Source organism: Paraburkholderia sp., from assembly GCF_034668105.1.
Lineage (GTDB): Bacteria > Pseudomonadota > Gammaproteobacteria > Burkholderiales > Burkholderiaceae > Paraburkholderia.
Map to the genome: position 1 here is coordinate 1 of NZ_JAXDPY010000440.1, position 19,093 is coordinate 19,093.

The window sequence follows — 19,093 nt, forward strand, 5'->3', positions numbered from 1 at the left end:
TCAACAATCTGCGCAAGCCGCTTGAAGCCGCTCCGGCAGAGCCGCCGCCCCCGCCGGAAGACGTCCTGCTGCTGCGCGAAATCCGCGATTCGCTGAAGAACTCGCCGCCGCGCCAAGGCGCGTGAGGCCAGGCCGAGTCACACTAAGCGGAATTAACATTTGGCGCGGGCCCATTAACCGGCGCGAATAAAAAAGAAGGCCTGTTGCGAAGCATTCGCCACAGGCCTTTTTCATACCGCGCGCACATTACGCCGATCCAATCGACACCGCGAACCCTTAAGCGTCGTTTTCCTTTTCCGCCTTCAGGCTCACCGCGCTTTCGATCATCGTCTCGAGTTGTCCGAAATTGACAGGCTTCGTCAGATGCGAAGTAAAGCCGGCGCTCAGGCAACGGCGCACATCTTCGTCCGTACCGAAGCCGGTTAATGCGACCGCCGGTGCATCCGAATGCTCGCGGAACGCTTTGACGAAATCAAGGCCGGTGCCATCGGGCAAGCCCACGTCGCTGATCACCAGATCGAACGTCTGCGACTGGGTGGCGGCCAATGCGTCGTCCACCCGGCCGACTGTCGTCACGTCGTGACCCAGACTGCGAATCAGCTGCGCCATGACTTCGGCGGTATCCACGTGGTCTTCGATCAACAAAATGGTCAGGAGGCCGGGAGAATGCACCTCATCGGGCGTTGCAACGGGGGTTGATTCGACCGGCGGAGCCGCAGTGGGCAGCGTAATCGTGAACGTCGCGCCGCAGTGCGCGCCTGGGCTCTGGGCGATCACCGTGCCGCCGTGCACATCGGTCAGTGCCTTGGTGATCGCAAGCCCGAGGCCCAGCCCACCGAACTGCCGCGTCATGTTCTGGTTGCCCTGTTCGAATGCGTTGAACAGTTTGCCGATCTGCTCGGGCTCGATGCCGATGCCCGTATCTTCGACCGAGATCTGCACGTGCATGCGTTCATCGCGTGTGCGCACATAGATATGGCCGCCGTCGGGCGTGAACTTGGCGGCGTTGCGAATCAGGTTCCACAGCATCTGCTGCAAGCGCGCGCGATCGGCGAGCACATAGTGGTTCTGAGCGTTCTTGCAGACGTGCACGTCCTGTTGCTTGACCTGAATCTCGCTGCGAAAAAGTTCGAGCACGCTGTCCATCACTTCGTGCACGTCGACGGTTTCGAGCGACAAACGGAGCTTGCCGTTCGCCACCCGCGTGAGATCGAGCAGATCGTCGATCAAACGCGCCTCGAGTTCGACGTTACGGCGGATCATACGCACGCTCGCGCGCGCCTGATCGGGCAGACCGGGAATCATCTCCAGCACGCTGGCGCCCGCCAATACCGGCGTAAGCGGCGTGCGCAATTCATGCGACAGCATGGCGAGGAAGCGGTCCTTCGCACGATTGGCTTCTTCGGCGATCTGGCGGGCGGCCTGTTCCGAGGCGAGCAGCCGTTCGCGTTCCTCGATTGCCTCGCGCTGGGCATGAATGTCGGTGCAGCTGCCGAACCATTTGCTGACGTTGCCGTCGGCGTCGCGCATGGAGACCGCGCGGGCGTCGAACCAGCGATATTCGCCGTCGTGGCGGCGAATCCGCAGTTCGTGCCGATAATCGCCGGCACGGCTCGTCACGGCCTTGAGCCAGGTACGACGAATCTCTTCGCGATCGTCGGCATGCACCGCGTCGAGCCACGCGAGACCGTACGAGCTGCTTTCCGTCAATCCCGTGTAGTCGAACCACTGCTTCGAAAGGAAATCGCAATCACCCGCGGCATTGCAGGTCAGCACAAGGTGTGGCAACGCCTCTGACAAGGTGCGGTAGTGCTGTTCGCGGTCACGCAGCAGCAACGCTTCATCCGACGCCTTCTGCAAGCGCACCTGCGAGAGCACGCGCTCCACCGCCTCGGGCAGGTAGTCGAGGTAATCGCCGGATTTCGGCACCACGTCGGATACGCCGGCGCGCAATGCCTCGATCACGCGAGATTCGTCCGTGAAGCCGGTCACGAGGATGGCGGGAATCCGCACGCCTTCCGCGCGCAAGCGGCGAAAGAAGTCGAGGCCGCTCTCCGCACCGTTCAACTGATAGTCGAGCACGAGCAGGTCGGGGGCGCCCGCGGCGAGCCGCTCGCGGGCGGCCTCGATACCCGGACAGATTGCAACACGGCAGCCGGCGCGTTCGAGCGACTTGCGCGCGAGCCGCAGGATGCCTTCGTCGTCATCGACGACCAGCACATACGCGGCGGGCTGCGTGGGCACTTCATGGGTCATGCGGAGTCTTCTTTCGCTAGGTCTGGTGTGCTTATCTTGTCACGGGCTGCTTTCGCAGCGCCTTCACAGCGTGCTTCTGTCACGGTGCCGTCAAGCGGTGCCCCGGCGGCAGCTTCACCACCTGCAGGAAGAAGCCGAGACGGCGCACCGCTTCGATAAACGCATCGTACTCGACCGGCTTGGTGATATAGACGTTGCAGCCGAGCTCGTAGCAGCGCGCAATTTCACGTGGATCGTCGGTCGTGGTCAGCACGATCACGGGCACCGCGGCGGTCTGCGGCGAATCCTTCAGCCGCCGCAACACCTCGAAGCCGTCCACGCGCGGCATTTTCAGATCGAGCAGCACGACGAAATTCGTCAGGTCCTCGCGCGGCGGGTACGGACTCGCGGCGGCGTTCGCCGGCGCGGGGCCGAAGAAATAATCGAGCGCCTGCTGGCCGTCGCGAAAGCGCACGAAGCCGTTCGAAATACCGGCGCGGCGCAGATTGCGCTCGACCAGCGTGGCGTGGCCGTCGTCATCTTCGATCAACACGATGCTGACCGTTTCCCCGTGACTCATATGCCCTCCGTGCTGACGATCCATTTTTGCATCATGCTTTAACTGTCCCCACAGTGTCCCCTGCGGCGCATTACGGTTCAACCGCGGCTCAACCCGATTCAACCCCGCCTCAATTCTGGCTCAAAGGCGCGCGGGCTGTTCCGGCAACACCACGAAAAAGGTCGACCCCGCGCCTTCCGCCGACTCGACCCACACGCGGCCGCCATGCCGTTCCACCATCCGCCGCACCACCGCGAGGCCGATCCCGTCGCCGTTCGCGACATCGCCGTGCAGACGCTGAAACGCCCGGAATACTTTCGACATATACGCCGCCGGAATGCCGAGGCCGTTGTCGCGCACATAATAGGTGCGCGTGCGCAACGCGCGTGGCTCCCTCTCGTCGAACGCTTCCAGCTCCGGCTCCAATGCGCCGATCTCGATGCGCCCATGGCGCGCCGGGTCGAGATAATTGATCGCGTTGCCGATCAGGTTGCTGAAAATCTGTTCGATCGCGCCCGGATCGCCCCATGCGGGCGGCAATTCGCGCACGGTGACCACCGCTTCGCGCTGCCCGATCGCACTCTGCAGCGCATCGACCACGCGGCCCACTACCCGTCCGACACTCACCCGCTGCCACTGGTATTCGAGCCGGCCGGCCCGCGAGATCCGCAATAACGCGTCGATGATCGACGCCGCCTGCGTCACCGCGGTGCGCAAATATTGCAGCGATTCGCGCACGTCGCCGTCGAGGATATGCACCATCCGCCGATGCTCGGCCTCCGGCAGTTTCGCCGCCACGACGACACTGTCCAGTTCGTCGCACGACACCTGCAATTCTTTCGAAAAGCCCTGCAGATTCACCAACGGCGAGCGCAGATCGTGCGACACGCTGTAGATGAACATTTCGTTGTCTTGCGTCTCCTGCCGCAACTCTTCGTTGACGCCCGCCAGTTCCCCCGCGCGCGCTTCGAGCCGTGCTTTCAGCAGGGCCTGCTTGCTTTCGGCCTCGCGCAGGCGCGCGCCGGTCTGGTGCAGCACCGCGTCGAGCGCGGCAATTTCGTCGCTGCCGGAGAGCGGCGCCGCGAGTTGCCGCCCATTGCCCAGACATTCGGCATTATCCGTCAACACCTCCAGCCGCCGCCCGATGCTGCGCGCAAACACCATGGCGGTGGCCGCCCAGATCAGCATCGAACCCAGCACCGCGGCGATCAGCGCGGATTGCTGGCGTTCGCGGCGCCGTGTCAGGGCCGCACCGCGCTCGGCGTCGAGCCGCGAAGCCTCGTTAGTAAAATCAGCGAGCTCGTTGCGAAACAACGCGATCTGCCGCGGGAGCGCGCCACTGTCCAGCGAGACGAACGAATTCACGCGGCGCCCGGCGTGCAGCGCCTGCGAGACCGTGGCGGCCTGCTCGCGATACGCGTCGATTGCCTGCCGCATCTTGCGCACGCGCTCGACCTGTTGCGGCGTATCGGCCACCAGCGTCTCGAGATTCGAAAGCCGGTCGCCGAGATCGACCCACACGGTGTGACGGTCGATAAACGACGGATCGCCCACCACCATGCTCGTGCGGACCCGCGCGGCCTGACGCAGCAGCGGATCGATCATGGCCGACGACTGATACAGGATCTGTTTGCTGTTGCTGACCCACTGCGCGGCCTGCGCTGTCTGCTCCTGGGTATCGAAGACGACGCCCAGAAGCGCCAGTTCGACCACGCTCGGCACTGCAATCAGCAGCAGACCCTTGGTGAATAGTTTCATGTTCGCCCGAAGGGTCGCGAAGGGTCACTCGTGCCGCGGCGGCGCGCCCGAACCGCAGGCCTCGCCATGCGGGCGCGCCCTCGCGGTGCCAGATTGGCGAGCCCACCGCGCAGCGAGCGGACGGGCCATTATCGACGTGAATGTGAGATATTTCAACGTAGCGGCAAGATGCGCTCGCCCACACAAAAATGACTTTTTTATTGGTACGAGATGTTTTTTCGGCGGCGTGTGCGTCTATGATGGAGACAGATGTGCTGGGAAGCGAAAGCGCGCGGCGAGGCGGTTCGGCATGATTCGTGCGGGAAGCGGTGGGGCGGCGCAGTCGTCGAATCACCGTGAATCCGGCCTTGTCGTATGCTATAAAAGATCGACGTGCGGCGCGCGAAGCCGGGAGTTGTCGCATGAGGACGCTGCGTTTCTTGCAATTCTTTTTCAGGCGAATTTTTATGTCCTTCCCGAAAAAGCGTAGGCGCGCGAAGGTGGACGGCGATGAGTCGTTCCTCGCGGTACTACGGCATTTCAAGCCGTTCGGTCAGCTCGACACCAAAATCGCGCGCGCTCGTGCGCAAGACGAGCCAGTGCTCTATGCGCATGTGCTGCCCGGGCTCGACGTTCTCCTGTGCAGCGTACGAGGTGCACAACCGCCCTATCCCGCGCCCGCCGAATTGCGGCGGCGTTGCATCGAATCCATTACCAATGCGTTGGAACAGCCGCTCGATGGACTCGAGAACGGCGGGTACTGGTATGAGGCCGATGGCTTTGGATTCCTGGTCTTTGCGAGCCGGGCTCGCGGCAAGATCCTCACGGAATTTGGCGCGACCCGCGTGGGGAGCAGCCGTCGTGGGCTTCGCAGGCAGGACGCTGCGGGAGACGCCGCGCCGCGCTCGTTAAGATAAGTCTTCTTTCTGGTTCCTTTCTGTGGCAGCGCCGTTGTCCGTAGGTCAGCGGCGCTGCATCCCCTCCTGTCATTTCTCGTTCACGCGCCGCGTTGGTTGACCGCGCGCCTGTGGCATCTTCCTTCTGTCATTATTTCCCGTTTGCGCGCGCCGCGCCGGACTGACCGCACGCCTGCGCCATCGCAGCCTTTCCTTTTTCCGGTTGCTCAGTCAAGGTTCGCCCCGTGGCGGGGGAACGCTGATCAGCCACAAGAAAATCAAGGAAAGGGCGGCGCCGAACGTCCAACTCCACCAATCCACGGGCACGGGGAAAAACATCAGCTCCCCTTATATTCGGCCGCACTGGCCGGCGACACGACAGCCGGTTTCTTTTCGGACGCAGCCGGTGCGGAAGCGCCACCCGACGATTTGTTGACGGGCACGCCGTCGAGCGAAATCGCCGTTTTTGGCTGCTGCTTGACGCCCGGTGACGGCGCGGTCGGCGCCTGCCGAACCTGGGACAGCAACTGCCCGCACGGCAGCGGTTTGTTATTGCTAGGCGCAAGCAGCGGAATCAGTGCCGCAAACGGATTGATCAGGCCGAGTCCGACAGCGGCGCCGCCTCGCAGCGCCAGCGCGGCGGCATTCACGCCCACGTGCGGATCCTTGAAGGTCCCCTTCACATACAGCGGCGAGCGCAGCGAGAACACCCGGAAGCCCTTCGTATGCGGATGCACGCCAAGATCCATGCTCTCGTCGCGCAGATTTACGTTGCCGTCGATGTCGATCACCGCGTCTTCCGTATCGAGCGCGAACACACGCGAATCCAGGACGCCGTTCGTCGCGACGAAGTCGGCCGCGGCGCAGTTGATCTTCACGTCGCGTTTTCCGAACAGCTTTTCATAGACCACGTTGGCCACGTTCAGCCCCGCTGCTTCCATCAGCAGACGGCTCACCGTGCCATCGGTGACCAAGGCCTTCACCTCGCCGTTCGACGTCGCCGCCAAGGCCGCCGGCGAATTGCCCGTCGCGGTCAGCGCGGCGTCGCCGTTGATTTCGCCGAGCGCGTTCTGCATCGTTTTGAAGCTCGGGAACAACTGCTTGAGCTTCAGATGCCGCGCCGAGGTCGCGAAGCGGCCCTTCAGCGGCGTCGTGCTGCCGTCCAGGTGAATATTGGATGACAGTGAGCCGCCCGCCACGCCGAACTTCAACGGCTCGAGCGACAGCACGCCGTCGGTCATCACGACGTGGGTGTACAAGTCCGTGATCGGCAGGTCGGGGCTCTTCACGATGCGGCGGCCGGTGAACTTGACGTCGGCGTCGATCGCTTTCCAACGGTCGGTGCGGAACTCTTCGACAGGCAACGCCTTGTTGCCCGGCTGCGCCGTCGCATCACCGCGCTTGGCCTTGCTCGCGTTCGAATCCGCGCCGATGACCGGCGCAAGATCGGAGAATTGCAGCAGATGCGACACCAGTTCGCCCTGCAACAGCGGACGCGGTTCACGTGCCGTATAGATCAGCGAGCCATTCAGATCGCTGCCGCCTACCCGGCCTGTAAAATTTTCATACTTGAAGACGTTGCCGCTGGACTTGAACTGTCCGACCAGACGCCCTTCGGTCGCATAGGGCGGCGTGTCGGGCAAGGTCACGCCCGTCAGCGAATAGAGACGCGCAAGGTTGTTACCTTGCAGCCAGAGACGCAAATCGACCGCGGCGAGATGCGCCGGATCGGTGACCGTGCCCACGAGGCCGACATGCAGATCGCCGGCCTTCACATCGGCCTGCACGGGAAACGGACGGTTCGCGTCCTGCAACGCCAGCACGCCGCCCACCTTGCCGCTGCCGGACACCGGCGTCTTGTTGTACGTCCCCTTGACGGTCCAGCCGATCGCATACGGCGGAGTCACCGGCTTCGCGCCGTTCGGCGCGCCGGCCTCGCTGGCGTTCGACGCGGAAGCCGCTGCCGCGCTCTCGCTGGCACCGCTTGCACCTCTGGTTCCACTCACGCCACTCGCACCGCTCGACCCACCGGCAACCAGCGCACCCGAAGCGCCATTCGCCGGCGTCGTGCCCGATGCGGTGATATCCGTCGACGACGCGCCGGATGCCGCCGCCGCGGAAGCCGCCGCCGCTTCCGAGGCAGCCTGCGCATTAGCCTGAGCAGTAAGCCTGTTCGCGCCGGCTTTCCCGATCGCCTCCGCCGAGGCACTACGCGAGGCCGCCTCCTGCTGCTTCATCGCCTCGCCGATCGGAATCGGTTGACCGAGTGTATCGATGGCAATCTGCATCTCGACCTTCTTCTGCTGATCGGACAGCGCGATATTGCCCTTGGCAAACGCGATGTCGTGCAGATCGAGCTTCCATTCGGAAGGACCCGTGGAAGCCGGCAGTTTGAAGGTCCAGTTGTTGCGCCCATCCAGCACGCGCTCCAGATCGACCGACGGATTCACAAGGTTGATCGCGGGAATCACGATGTCGTGCGCGAGCAGCGGCAACACCTCGACCTCGAAATCGATTTCATCGAGCGTGGCAAAGTGCGGTTGTTTAGTCCATTCGGGGTTGCCGATCGTGATATTGGCCGCCGAGAAACGCGGCCAGGGCACCCAGCCCCGCCAGCCGGTTTCGCCGACCGGATGCCGCCAGCCTACTTTCAGATCGCCGTTGATCGCGAACGGCCGGCCGATCGCCTGGGTGACCTTGTCGTCGATGTAAGGGCGGGCCCGGTTCCAGTCGAAGGTCAGAATGAAAATGATCAGCGCAACAATCAGAACGACGATGATCGCCACCAGCCATGCGATGATTTTGCCTACCCGCCTTCGAGTCGTGCTCGACACTGCCATTGAGAAGCTCCGCCTTGCTCTTCGTTGTGGATCGGAGCAGCACGTATCGTGCCTGGAGGTCGTGTCCAACAGGTGTCATGGCATCATGTCGCACAGTTCGAGCGCGGGTTCGCGCAATAATTCGGACGCAGCATGCCGTCAACCAGAACGCCGTTGCAATGTCTGCGCGGCGTCTGATTCAACGCAAATCATCCACCACGATCCCACTCATGACCGATGTTCCCTTCGTCCTCGCCGAGGGCATCGCCCGACGCGATGCCTTGCGCGGCCAAACCCTGCTGCAACCGACCCGCTTCGCCCTCGGCGCGGGCGACCGCGTCGCGATCACCGGTCCATCGGGGTCGGGCAAGAGCGTGTTTCTGCGCGCCCTTGCCCTGCTCGATCCGCTCGATGCCGGACGCATCATGTGGCATGGTGCGCCGGTCGAGCGCGCCGCCATTCCACGTTACCGGCGCAACGTCGCGTATATCCGGCAGCGGCCCGCGCTACTCGACGGCAGCGTTGAGGACAATCTGCGTTACCCGTTCGAATTGCGGACCTATCGCGACGTGCGTTTCGATCGCGCGCGCGCCGCGAAGCTCGCCGCCCAGGCCGGCCGTGCCGCTGACTTTCTCGACAAACGCGCGAGCGAGTTGTCCGGCGGCGAGGCGCAGATCACCGCGCTGATCCGGGTTCTGCAACTCGCGCCCGAAGTGCTGCTGCTCGACGAACCCACCGCCTCGCTCGACCCGGAGTCGTCGCACGCGATCGAAGGTCTGGTGCACGCATGGTTCGACGCCGAGCCGGGCCGGCATGCGTCGATCTGGGTGTCGCACGATCCGGCGCAAGCCGCGCGTATGAGCGAACGGCACCTGACGATGCGCGCCGGTGTGCTCGATGAATCCGCGGCAACGCACGCGCCCCAGGAGCTCGACCGATGACCTTGCAAAACCTGAGTCTCTGGGACGTCGCGATCGCCGCGTTGCTGATCGTGGTGAACGGCGTGGTGTCGGTGGCGCTCAAGCTGGACCTCGAACGCAAGCTCGCGTGGGCGGCGGTGCGCACCGTCGTGCAGTTGCTGGCCATCGGCTATGTGCTCGGCTGGGTGTTCCATTACGATCACTGGTTCGTGGTGCTGCCCTTGATGATCCTGATGACGCTGATCGCCGGCTTCGCGGGCGCGCAGCGCGGCAGCCGCACGTACGCGGGTCAACGTGCGGACAGCGTGCTGTCGATCTGGGTCAGTTCGTGGCTGGTCGCCGCGGTCGGACTCTTCGTGGTGATCCGCATTCATCCCTGGTACGAGCCGCAGTATGCGATTCCGATTCTCGGCATGATCCTCGGCAATACGCTCACCGGTGTGTCGCTCGGTATCGAGCGGATGACCGAGGAACTGACCGCGCGGCGTGACCGTGTGGACATGGCGCTCGCGCTCGGCGCGACGCGCTGGGAGGCGGCCCAGGCACCGGCGCGCCAGGCGGTGCGGGCGGGCATGATGCCCACGCTGAATCAGATGGCCGTGGTCGGCGTGGTGAGTCTGCCCGGCATGATGACCGGGCAGGTGCTGGCCGGACAGTCGCCGTTGCAGGCGGTGCGCTATCAGATCGTGATCATGTTCCTGATCGCGGCGGCGTCAGCGTTGGGAACGGTGGGGGCGGTGCTGCTCACGTATCGGCGGCTCTTCTCGGCGGAGCACCGGTTTCTCGCGGGACGGCTGGTGGAGCGGGCCATGGCGCGGCGGTGAGCGGGGCTGAATGGCGCTGAATGGCGGCGAGTTTTGCTGAGTGGCGCTAAGTGACGTTCAGCGAGACAACAAACGCGCACACGGCGGCGAGATTGCGTCGCCGGCTCGCCGCTCAGCCCATCGTCGCGTCGCGTGAGCGTCAACGTTTCGCGGTCACGGCCACTTCGGTGCCGTCATTGAGCGTCAGCGTCTTCGTGCTGCCGTTGGTCGGCATCGTAAAACGCAGAATCTGGCTGACGGTCACGTCGTTCGGACACTTGAGCGTTTTGCCGCCGCTCGTCACCGTCTTCACGCCATGCGGCGTCTGCGCCTGAAAGCTCAATTGCACGGACGCCGTGCCGTCACCGCCGACCACCGGCGCAAAGCGGATCTGCGTCTGGCGAATCATCGCGCCGTTGCTATCGACCGGCAGCGACGCGTAATTCGGACAGCTGTCCGTGGCGGGCACCGGACCGCCGGGCGGCACGGTTTTCCACGTGAAATCGTCTGATTCGCCGGAGCGGATCGTGCGCGTTTCCTGTGAATTGCCGAACTGTTTCGACGTGACGCGGACCGTGTAACGGATCGGACCGTCGAGGGCGGACTGCGACGTCACCGTGATCGGTGTGGCTGCGTGAGCCGCCGGCACGAACATGCCGGGCGCGAGCGCGCATGCGAGAGAAGCGACAACTGAAACGGCGGAGAGTTTGAAGCTGGAGCTCATACTGTCACCTCGTTGTTGTGCCGCTGCGCGCCCGCTTAAGCGCTATAGCCACTGCACCGCCTGACCGAAACCTGATGAGGCTGATGAGGCCCGTTGGGACCCGGCCAGACGAGCCGCGAGACACGCAACCGTTTTAGCATGATGCCCCACCAGTCTACCGCCAAGCGGCGCTGCGCGCGCTTCCTGCGAATTGGGTGTTACCCCCCTTGCGTTGAAGCGCTTTCTGCGCGTTCGATGTACCAGAAGCGCCAGGCTCACGCCGCTCAGAAGCCCGTCAGCACCAGCTTGCCGATCGCGCGTCCCGCTTCGAGCAACTGATGCGCACGGCGCAGATTCGCCGCGTTGATCTGGCCGAGATGCTGGCCGACCGTCGTGCGCAAGGTGCCCGCGTCGATGAGACGGGCCACCTCGGTCAGTAGCTTATGTTGCTCGATCATGTCCGGGGTGCCGAACATCGAACGCGTGTACATGAACTCCCAGTGAAACGCGGCGCTTTTCGCCTTCAACAATTCGATCGGCACCGGGCGACTGTTTTCGACGATCGAGCATATGCCGCCCTGCGGCTTGACCACTTCGGCGGCGGCCGGGAAATTCTTGTCGGTGTCGTTGAAGATCAGCACGTAATCGACCTGGTCGATGCCGAGCTTTTTCAGTTGCGCCGGCATGTCGTCGAAGTGATCGACAATATGATCCGCGCCCAACTCCGTGGCCCACCTGGCCGACTCGGGACGCGACGCGGTCGCGATCACTTTCAGTTTCGCGAGTTGTTTGGCCAACTGGATACCGATCGAACCGACCCCGCCCGCCCCGCCGACGATCAGGACCGTGCGGCCTTCGTCCGCGCCTTGCGGCGACACGCCGAGGCGGTCGAAGAGTGCCTCCCAGGCGGTGATCGCGGTCAACGGCAACGCAGCGGCGTGGGTGAAATCGAGCGACGCCGGTTTGCGCCCGACAATGCGCTCGTCGACCAGATGAAACTCGCTATTCGCCCCCGGCCGCGTGATGCTGCCGGCGTAGAAAACCGGATCGCCGACCTTGAACAGCGTGACCTCCGGACCGACCGCCACCACCGTGCCGGCGGCGTCCCAGCCGAGTACACGCGGCGCTTTTTCGACGGTGTCCTTCGGTGCGCGCACCTTGGTGTCGACCGGATTGACGGAAATGGCTTCGACCTTCACCAGCAGATCGCGGGCGGTGGCTTCGGGTGTGGGAATCTCGACGTCGACCAGCGATTCAGCTTGATCGATCGGCAAATAACGATAGAGGCCTACGGCTTTCATCACAGCTCCTGTGCTTTCAGTTCAGATGAAGTTGAGAGATCGGCGACCGTTACCGGCGGCGTTGGGCGCCGCGACAGCAATCGATTGCATGGACGTCATCCTAAGCGGGTTTTTCTTTTCATAAAAGCATCATAATGGCTGAAACATCTTTTTGGATTTCAGAAGAATGGACCTTCCTGCTGATTCTGCGACGTCCGCTGCGACATCCGTTGCAAAACCCGCCGCCCAAGCCTCTTCCAGCGAACGGGAACGGCTCGATTTGCTCGACGTCGCCCTGTTCGTGCGGGCCGCCCTGCTGGCCAACGTGTCGGCGGCTGGCCGGGAATTCGGCCTGTCGGCGGCGGTGGCGAGTTCGCGCATCGCGCAGTTGGAAAGGCTGCTGGGCGCGCGGCTGCTGCATCGGACCACACGCCGCATCAGTCTCACGCAAGATGGCGAAGTGTTCATGACACGCGCCCAGGCGCTGCTCGACGCGGCCGACACCGCACGCGCCTCGGTGGGCCGCGCGCAGGCCGAGCCGCAAGGACGCTTGCGGGTGTCGATGTCGTCGTCGTTCGGGCGGCAGCACGTGTCGCCGGTGATCTGCGAATTCCTGCGCCGCTATCCGGGCGTGAGCGTCGATCTGCGGCTGACGGATAAGCTGACCGATCTGGTCGATGCGGGTATCGACGTGGCCATCCGCGTCGGCGTACTCAAGGATTCGTCGCTGGTGGCGCGGCGCCTCGCCGTGAACCGCCGCGTGGTGTGCGCCGCGCCCGCCTATCTCGCCGCGCATGGCATGCCGCATCATCCTTCGGACCTCGCGCAGCATGAATGCATGATCCTGTCGGACCAGCGCGACTGGGCCTTCATGACGCCCGCCGGAGCGCTCGAGGTGCGGGTGAGCGGACGCCTCGTCACCGATAACGGCGAAGTGATTCGCGACGCGTTGCTAAACGGTTTCGGCATCGCGCTCAAATCGACCTGGGACGTGGCGCCGTATCTGCGCAGCGGCGAACTGGTGAGCGTGCTCGACAGCTATCCGCTCGCGGAGAATGTGGCGATCTGGGCGGTGTGTCCGAGTCGCGCGTTTGTGCCGCCCAGGGCGCTCGCGTTCATCGAATTCCTCGCCGGGCATTTTGGGGATCCGCCTTATTGGGACGTTGATCCGGAATGAGCCTGGCGCCGGACCGGCGCGCCGCGAAGGTTGCCGGCGAAACTCACCGGCACCCTCAGCGTTTGCCGCGCCCGCCCCCTCCTGCGTTGCCACCGGAATTGACATCCGTGTGCGCGTCATTCTGCGTCTTTTGCTGATACTCGCCGCCGCCCCGGCGGTCCGTATCCTCGAGTCCGCGCTCGATGTCGCTATGCGCCTGCTTGCCGACATGCCGCGGATTGTCCTCGTGCTGCGATTCCGGGTCCTGATCGGTTTCGTGCGGCAGCGGCGCGGACGCCTCCTGCATCGATCGCGGATGCTTCTTTGCATGCGGGTCGGCTTGCTTGTCGCCGTCGGACGATTGCGGTGTGGCTTTCATGACGTGCTCCTGTTTCAGATTGAACGAGTTCGGCTGGATCGGGGTCACTGCGCATCGTCCAGACGTTTTTTCATTGCCGTGGTGATGCGCTGACGCGTCTTCGCATAGTCCGCCCACGGGTCGCGCTTCAGGTCTTCGAGACGCTCGTGCACGTTTTCGATGGTCCATTGATCGCCGCTCGTCGTCGTGGCGACCTCGTCCCATGAGAGCGGCACGGAAACGCCCAGACCCGGCCGGGCGCGCGCCGAAAATGCCGCCACCGTACTCGAGCCCCGGTTGTTGCGCAGATAATCGACGAATATCTTCTGCTTGCGATTCTGCGCACCCATCTTCGCGCTGAAGTACTTGGGCAGCGTCGCCGCCATATGCTGCGCGACGGCTTGCGAGAACGCCTTCACGTCGTCCCAGCCGGCTTGCTTCGCGAGCGGCACCACGACGTGAAACCCCTTGCCGCCGCTCGTCTTGCAAAACGAAGTCAGGCCGAGTTCCTCGAGCAGCGAGCGCGTCAGTTGCGCGGCCTCGATCATCCTGTCCCACCCGAGCGATGCATCGGGGTCGAGATCGAACACCATGCGATCGGGTTTTTCGATGTTCGACACCACGGCATTCCATGTGTGGAATTCGACCGTGCCCATTTGCGCGGCACCGACCAGCGCTTTAAGCGTGTCGACGGTAATCAGCGGCGGATGGCCGGAGTCGAGTCCGGGATGCTGCGTCACGTTCGGAATCGACAGTTTCTGGCTGTGTTTCTGGAAAAACAGCTCGCCGCCAATGTCCTCGGGTGCACGCACCAGCGACACCGGCCGGTCCTGCAGATGCGGCAGCATCCAGTCGGCAACCGACTCGTAGTACTGCACGAGATCGATCTTGCGGGTGCCGGTGCTTTTGTCGATGACGCGATCGGGATGAGAGACGCGCACGCCCGCGACTTCAGCGGGTGTCGTGGCCGTTTTCGAATTCGCCGCGGTGGGTTTTGCGGGCGTCCTGGTTGCCGCAGCTTTCGCTGCCGGCGTGCTTTTGGCCGACGTTTTTGTTGCGGAGATTTTGGTCGCAGCCGCTTTCGTCGCAGACGTCCTGGTGGTGCTCGTGTTAGCAGGCTCGCGAGCGGCACTCGCGGCGGCCTTTTTCGCCGTGCGCTTCTTCGGCACGGCCTCGGCCGCGGTATCGGTTTGCTCTTGCACGTCGGCTCCTTTGCGGGGTGCTTCCTTGACGATCTGCCGCGCCGGCTTGTCGTCGCGCAGACTCACGAACGATGCCTGCCGCACGATGCCATCGCTCGTCCATTCAGCGAAATTGCATTCGCACACGAGTACCGGCTCGACCCAATGCACCGGCGTCCTGCTTCGCTCGCGCGGCGCGCTGGCGAACGGCATGCGCTTGGTCTCGTGCGCATCGAGTTCCTTCTTGACCGCGCGCAGCAACGGCGCGTCGAAACCCGTGCCGACCCGTCCGGCGTATTGCAACTTGCCTTGGCCGTCGTGCACGCCGAGCAACAGCGCACCGAACGCCGCGCGGCTGCCCGAGGGCTCCGAATAGCCGCCAATCACGAACTCCTGGCGCCGCCGGCACTTCAATTTGATCCACGAGGATGAGCGCCCCGACGCGTAGCCGCTGTCGCGCCGTTTGCCGATGATGCCTTCGAGCGCCATGTCGCATGCGCTCTTCAGCAGATCGTCGGCGCTGAATGCGAAGTCGTTGGAGAAACGCAATACGCTGTCGTCGCTCTCTTTGCCGTCGTGGCCGTCGCCGTCGTGGTCGCTCATCAATGCGCGCAAAATCGCGCGGCGTTGTTCAAGCGGCACGCCGCGCAAGTCGTAGCCGTTCAGGAACGGAATGTCGAACAGATAGATGACGATGTCCTGCGGACGGTTCGAGTCGAATGCGTTTTGCAGCGCCTGAAAATTCGGCACGCCGTTTTTATCGAGCACCACGGCTTCACCGTCGAGCCACGCACTGTCGATGTCGAGGCGTTCGAACGCCTTCACCTGCTTGCTGAACTTCGCCGTCCAGTCGTTGCCCGCTCGCGTGAACACCGTGACCGCACGGGTCTTCGCTGTTCGTTCGATGCGGGCCAGCACACGGTAACCGTCGAACTTGATTTCGTATGCCCAATCGTCGCCGGGTGGCGCGGTGTCGACGAGCGTCGCCAGTTGTGGCTTGAAGGTGGCGGGCAACGCGGCCTTGAGCGCACCTTCAATCGAGGGCGAAGCGGCAAGCTCGCGTAGCGATTGCGTGGTGCGCGTGGCGACGATGTCGGTTTTTTTGGGGTCGGCGCGGTTGGAAGAGGCGGCTTTGGCGCGGCCCTTACCGGTTGTCGTCGAGGATGGAGAGTCTTTTGCAGCGGCGGTGGAGCGCGTGGACCTGGCGCCTTTGCCCACCGGCGCACTGCCCGCCAGCACACTGCCTGGACGTTTCTTCAGGACGTCATATTCGCTTTCATCGCGGGCTTCGTCGTCGCGCTCCTTGATCAGCAGCCACTGCTCCTTGTCGCCGCTGCCGCGCATATGACTGCGCACCAGCGTCCAGCCACCGTGCAGTTTTTCGCCAAAGAGCCGGAATTTGAGCTTGCCCGCCTTATACGCACTGGCCGCCTCCGCCGCGCCGCCGACCGGCTCCCACGTGCCGCGATCCCACACGATCACCGTTCCCGCGCCGTAATTGCCAGGCGGGATTTCGCCTTCAAATGAGCCGTATTCGACCGGATGATCCTCGACATGCACCGCGAGCCGTTTCACCGACGGATCGAGACTCGGTCCCTTGGGCACCGCCCATGACAGCAAGGTGCCGTTCAGTTCGAGCCGGAAGTCGTAGTGCAAGCGCCGCGCGTCGTGCTCCTGAATCACATACGAGAGCGTCTGGTTCGAATCACGGGCCGAGGTTCTACGGCCGGCTTTCTTGCGCGCAGCCGCGCCAGACGGCTCCGGCGTTTCGTCGAAACGGCGCTTGCGATTGTAGAGATCGAGCCTGTCGCTCATGGAGGTGGACCTCGTTGCGAGTGGGGCCGGCGCGGCGTGTCGGGCAGGTAAGCGATCAATTCAACGATCAGGCGGCCGCGCGGCGTTTGCGTGCCGCCGGCGCCGCCTTCGCGCTGGTGCCGCTGCTTTTGCCACCGCGGCTCGTACTCGCGGTGCGCGCCGCGCGCGGTTTCTTGCGGGCGGGCGCGGCTGGCTCGTCATTGGCATCGGTATCGGCATCGGTATCGGCGGCCTCGTCGTCATCGTCCGCGGCACGTTTGCGCGCCCCCGCGGCCGGCTTGCCTTTGCCGCGGCCGAGGCTGCGCTTGAGCAGGTCCGACAAATCCAGAATGTCGGCGGATTGACGCGATTCGTGCGGCGCTTCGACCTCGGTGATTTCCTCGGTCTTACCCGCGCGAATCTTGCGGTCGACCAGCGCCATGATGTCGTCGCGGAACGTGTCGTGATACTGCGCGGGATCCCACGTGTCGCTCATGTCGTCGATCAGCTTTTTCGCCATGTCGAGTTCGCGCGCGGTGACACCGGCCGCCTTCATACCGTCAGGCGGCAGCTTGAATTCGTCGAAGTCGCGCACTTCGGCGGCCCAGCGCAGCGTGTTCAATGCCAACACCGGTCCGACCGGAATCAGCGCCGCGAGATGCTGCTTGTTGTGCAGCACGACGCTCGCCACGCCGATCTTGCCCGACGCTTTCATCGCTTCACGCAGCAATGCGTAGACCTTTTCGCCCTTGCGATCGGGCGTCAGAAAGTACGGCGTGTCGAGATAGAGAAACGAGATCTCCGGGGCCTCGACGAAGGCGAGGATATCGACCGTTTGCGTCGACTCCGGATTGGCCGAGCGAATCTCGTCGTCCGAGAGGACGACGTATTTGTCCTTTTCATACTCGAAGCCGCGCACGATGTTCTCGCGCGTCACATCCTTGCCGGTGCGCTTGTTGATCTGCTTGTAGCCGATCGGATCGATCGAGCGTTTGTCCAGCAGATTGAAGCCGACTTTCTCCGACTGCGTCGCCGGATACAACTGCACCGGTACGTGGACCAGGCCAAAGCTGATTGCGCCCTTCCAGATCATGTGTGCCATCGTGCGCTCCCCAAGGCCTAGGACCTTCGGTGAAGCAGCAAGCGTGCCACGGCTTTCCGGCTATGACTGGCGCGGCGCCGCACTGGCCGCCGCGGGAATCGGCTGTAAGTCTTGCCTCATGTCGGCAAAAGATACGGAGCGCCGCCGGCCGGTTCGAGTTCCTGCGGCACCGCGGCAAAGCCTCGAAACCGCACGCGCCCACCGCGCGTCGGCTCGCCGGCGAGCCGGTACGCCGGAAAACGTTGCACGAAGCGGCCGATGGCGATGCGCGCCTCGAGTCGCGCGAGCGACAGGCCCGCGCATTGGTGAATGCCGAAGCCGAACGCCAGATGCCGGTTCGGCTCGCGTCGGATCTCGAAGCGGTCCGGTTGCGCAAACTGCTCGGGGTCGCGATTGGCCGCGCCGATGCACAGTGTGACAGGCGTACCGCGTGGCACCGCGACGCCGCCGATCTCCGTGTCGACGGTGGCCATCCGGTTGCCAAGCTGATTCGAGCTCTCGAAGCGCAAACATTCTTCGATCGCCGACTCGATCAGCGCCGGCTCCTGCAACAACGCGGCGCGCTGCTCCGGCCAGTCGCTCAGCGTAACGAGACCGTTGCCGATCAGATTCGTGGTGGTCTCGTGACCGGCGTTCAGGATGAAGATGCAGTTTTGCAGCAGCTCCGCTTCCGACAACTGCTCGCCGCCCTCCTCGCCCTGAATCAGCCGCGTCAGTACATCGTGCTGCGGATCGCCGGGTTCACGCCGGCGCCGCGTCACCAGATCGCGCAGATAGTCGACGAATTCGCTGACCGCGCGATTGCCCCGTTCGAGTTGCGCCTCGCTGAGCGACGGCTCCAGCGCACCGAGTATCGCCAGCGACCAGTCACGCAACGGCTCGCGCTCCGCATGCGGCACATCCAGCAGATTGCCGATGATCTCGACCGGAATCGCCGATGCGAACTCGCCGATCAGATCGATGCGGCCACGCGCCGCGGCCGCATCGAGCAAGCCATCGACGAGGCGGATCAGGCCCGGCTCCATGGCCGCGATCGCGCGCGCCGTCAGCGCGCCGGCGATCAGTTTGCGCACCCGCGTGTGACGCGGCGGGTCGTTGAAGACAAGACTGGTGGTGTGATGGGTGTAGAGCGGCGAGTCGCCGTACTTCGGCCTGAATTCGACGGTCTTGTCGGAACTGAAGGTTTTCGGGTCGCGGTAGACCGCCTGCACGTCGCGAAAACGCGTCAGGAACAGCGAGCCGTCCGGCATGCGTTTGACTGGCTCATACGTGCGCAGCGCATGGTAGACCGGGTACGGGTCGGTGTAGAACGCGGGGCTCAGGCGGCGCAGGTCGAACTCGCGCGCAAGGGTGGATGCGTCGCTGGCGATCGCGGGGGGCATGGCTTGTCTCCGGGTGGTGCGCCTCGTCGTGGGTGCCAATGCATGCCGTGGACGGTGTGCCGCGCGCCTCAATGGCGTACGGACTCGCCAGGCTCGATGGCTGCGGGGCGTCGTTCGAAGCGCCAGTATGACGCGGGCGCCGGATGATTGCATAGGGGATGGTCTGGC

14 protein-coding genes are annotated in these 19,093 nt (G+C 64.0%); 4 read left to right on the forward strand and 10 right to left on the reverse strand.

Features of this window, described 5'->3' with window-relative positions; all coding sequences use genetic code 11:
• Positions 1-276: 276 nt before the first annotated feature.
• The 3 genes from QOC89_RS19750 to QOC89_RS19760 form a co-directional block, all read right to left on the reverse strand.
• Positions 277-2,256, reverse strand: coding sequence for a response regulator (locus QOC89_RS19750; RefSeq protein ID WP_323046564.1), 1,980 nt, complete (start codon positions 2,254-2,256; stop codon positions 277-279).
• Between the two features lie 79 nt (positions 2,257-2,335).
• On the reverse strand, positions 2,336-2,815 hold the full coding sequence (locus QOC89_RS19755) for a response regulator (RefSeq protein ID WP_323046565.1): 480 nt from the start codon (positions 2,813-2,815) through the stop codon (positions 2,336-2,338).
• Positions 2,816-2,935: 120 nt separating this feature from the next.
• The gene (locus QOC89_RS19760) at positions 2,936-4,552 is read right to left on the reverse strand and encodes a sensor histidine kinase (RefSeq protein WP_323046566.1); all 1,617 of its coding nucleotides are present in this window, start codon (positions 4,550-4,552) and stop codon (positions 2,936-2,938) included.
• Positions 4,553-4,953: 401 nt separating this feature from the next.
• Between QOC89_RS19760 and QOC89_RS19765 the strand changes: the two genes are divergently transcribed.
• Positions 4,954-5,448: a hypothetical protein gene (locus QOC89_RS19765; protein WP_323046577.1), complete on the forward strand. Its 495-nt coding sequence runs from the start codon at positions 4,954-4,956 to the stop codon at positions 5,446-5,448.
• Between the two features lie 317 nt (positions 5,449-5,765).
• On the opposite strand, the gene QOC89_RS19770 is transcribed toward QOC89_RS19765, so the two are convergent.
• A complete protein-coding gene (locus QOC89_RS19770; protein WP_323046567.1) occupies positions 5,766-8,267 on the reverse strand; it encodes an AsmA family protein in 2,502 nt (833 codons plus the stop codon).
• A 209-nt stretch (positions 8,268-8,476) separates the two neighbouring features.
• On the opposite strand from QOC89_RS19770, the gene QOC89_RS19775 reads away from it, so the two are divergent.
• The gene (locus QOC89_RS19775) at positions 8,477-9,187 is read left to right on the forward strand and encodes an ABC transporter ATP-binding protein (RefSeq protein ID WP_323046568.1); all 711 of its coding nucleotides are present in this window, start codon (positions 8,477-8,479) and stop codon (positions 9,185-9,187) included.
• Positions 9,184-9,990, forward strand: a complete 807-nt coding sequence (locus QOC89_RS19780; RefSeq protein WP_323046569.1) for an ABC transporter permease — start codon at positions 9,184-9,186, stop codon at positions 9,988-9,990. The genes QOC89_RS19775 and QOC89_RS19780 overlap by 4 nt, the downstream gene beginning before the upstream one ends.
• 139 nt (positions 9,991-10,129) lie before the next feature.
• Here QOC89_RS19780 and QOC89_RS19785 read toward each other — a convergent pair whose 3' ends face one another.
• Positions 10,130-10,693, reverse strand: a complete 564-nt coding sequence (locus QOC89_RS19785) for a DUF6013 family protein (protein WP_323046570.1) — start codon at positions 10,691-10,693, stop codon at positions 10,130-10,132.
• 263 nt (positions 10,694-10,956) lie between these two features.
• Positions 10,957-11,973 (reverse strand): zinc-binding alcohol dehydrogenase family protein, encoded by a 1,017-nt coding sequence (locus tag QOC89_RS19790; RefSeq protein ID WP_323046571.1) that lies wholly within the window; start codon positions 11,971-11,973, stop codon positions 10,957-10,959.
• A gap of 166 nt (positions 11,974-12,139) precedes the next feature.
• Here QOC89_RS19790 and QOC89_RS19795 point away from each other — a divergent pair, with 166 nt between their 5' ends.
• The gene (locus QOC89_RS19795; RefSeq protein ID WP_323046572.1) at positions 12,140-13,129 is read left to right on the forward strand and encodes a LysR family transcriptional regulator; all 990 of its coding nucleotides are present in this window, start codon (positions 12,140-12,142) and stop codon (positions 13,127-13,129) included.
• Between the two features lie 55 nt (positions 13,130-13,184).
• On the opposite strand, the gene QOC89_RS19800 is transcribed toward QOC89_RS19795, so the two are convergent.
• The 4 genes from QOC89_RS19800 to QOC89_RS19815 form a co-directional block, all read right to left on the reverse strand.
• Complete coding sequence (locus QOC89_RS19800; protein WP_323046573.1) at positions 13,185-13,487, reverse strand: hypothetical protein; 303 nt, start codon at positions 13,485-13,487, stop codon at positions 13,185-13,187.
• 44 nt (positions 13,488-13,531) lie between these two features.
• Entirely contained in the window at positions 13,532-16,462 is a 2,931-nt protein-coding gene (ligD, locus tag QOC89_RS19805; protein ID WP_323046574.1) for a DNA ligase D, read from the reverse strand.
• Between the two features lie 67 nt (positions 16,463-16,529).
• Entirely contained in the window at positions 16,530-17,543 is a 1,014-nt protein-coding gene (locus QOC89_RS19810; RefSeq protein ID WP_323046575.1) for a Ku protein, read from the reverse strand.
• Between the two features lie 116 nt (positions 17,544-17,659).
• Entirely contained in the window at positions 17,660-18,925 is a 1,266-nt protein-coding gene (locus QOC89_RS19815; RefSeq protein WP_323046576.1) for a cytochrome P450, read from the reverse strand.
• Between the last annotated feature and the right edge of the window lie 168 nt (positions 18,926-19,093).

Bases quoted from the DNA above. Each gene is read 5' to 3' on its own strand.
- QOC89_RS19750 (WP_323046564.1), bottom strand. From the start codon at position 2,256: ATGACCCATGAAGTGCCCACGCAGCCCGCCGCGTATGTGCTGGTCGTC.
- QOC89_RS19755 (WP_323046565.1), bottom strand. From the start codon at position 2,815: ATGAGTCACGGGGAAACGGTCAGCATCGTGTTGATCGAAGATGACGAC.
- QOC89_RS19760 (WP_323046566.1), bottom strand. From the start codon at position 4,552: ATGAAACTATTCACCAAGGGTCTGCTGCTGATTGCAGTGCCGAGCGTG.
- QOC89_RS19765 (WP_323046577.1), top strand. From the start codon at position 4,954: ATGAGGACGCTGCGTTTCTTGCAATTCTTTTTCAGGCGAATTTTTATG.
- QOC89_RS19770 (WP_323046567.1), bottom strand. From the start codon at position 8,267: ATGGCAGTGTCGAGCACGACTCGAAGGCGGGTAGGCAAAATCATCGCA.
- QOC89_RS19775 (WP_323046568.1), top strand. From the start codon at position 8,477: ATGACCGATGTTCCCTTCGTCCTCGCCGAGGGCATCGCCCGACGCGAT.
- QOC89_RS19780 (WP_323046569.1), top strand. From the start codon at position 9,184: ATGACCTTGCAAAACCTGAGTCTCTGGGACGTCGCGATCGCCGCGTTG.
- QOC89_RS19785 (WP_323046570.1), bottom strand. From the start codon at position 10,693: ATGAGCTCCAGCTTCAAACTCTCCGCCGTTTCAGTTGTCGCTTCTCTC.
- QOC89_RS19790 (WP_323046571.1), bottom strand. From the start codon at position 11,973: ATGAAAGCCGTAGGCCTCTATCGTTATTTGCCGATCGATCAAGCTGAA.
- QOC89_RS19795 (WP_323046572.1), top strand. From the start codon at position 12,140: ATGGACCTTCCTGCTGATTCTGCGACGTCCGCTGCGACATCCGTTGCA.
- QOC89_RS19800 (WP_323046573.1), bottom strand. From the start codon at position 13,487: ATGAAAGCCACACCGCAATCGTCCGACGGCGACAAGCAAGCCGACCCG.
- ligD (WP_323046574.1), bottom strand. From the start codon at position 16,462: ATGAGCGACAGGCTCGATCTCTACAATCGCAAGCGCCGTTTCGACGAA.
- QOC89_RS19810 (WP_323046575.1), bottom strand. From the start codon at position 17,543: ATGGCACACATGATCTGGAAGGGCGCAATCAGCTTTGGCCTGGTCCAC.
- QOC89_RS19815 (WP_323046576.1), bottom strand. From the start codon at position 18,925: ATGCCCCCCGCGATCGCCAGCGACGCATCCACCCTTGCGCGCGAGTTC.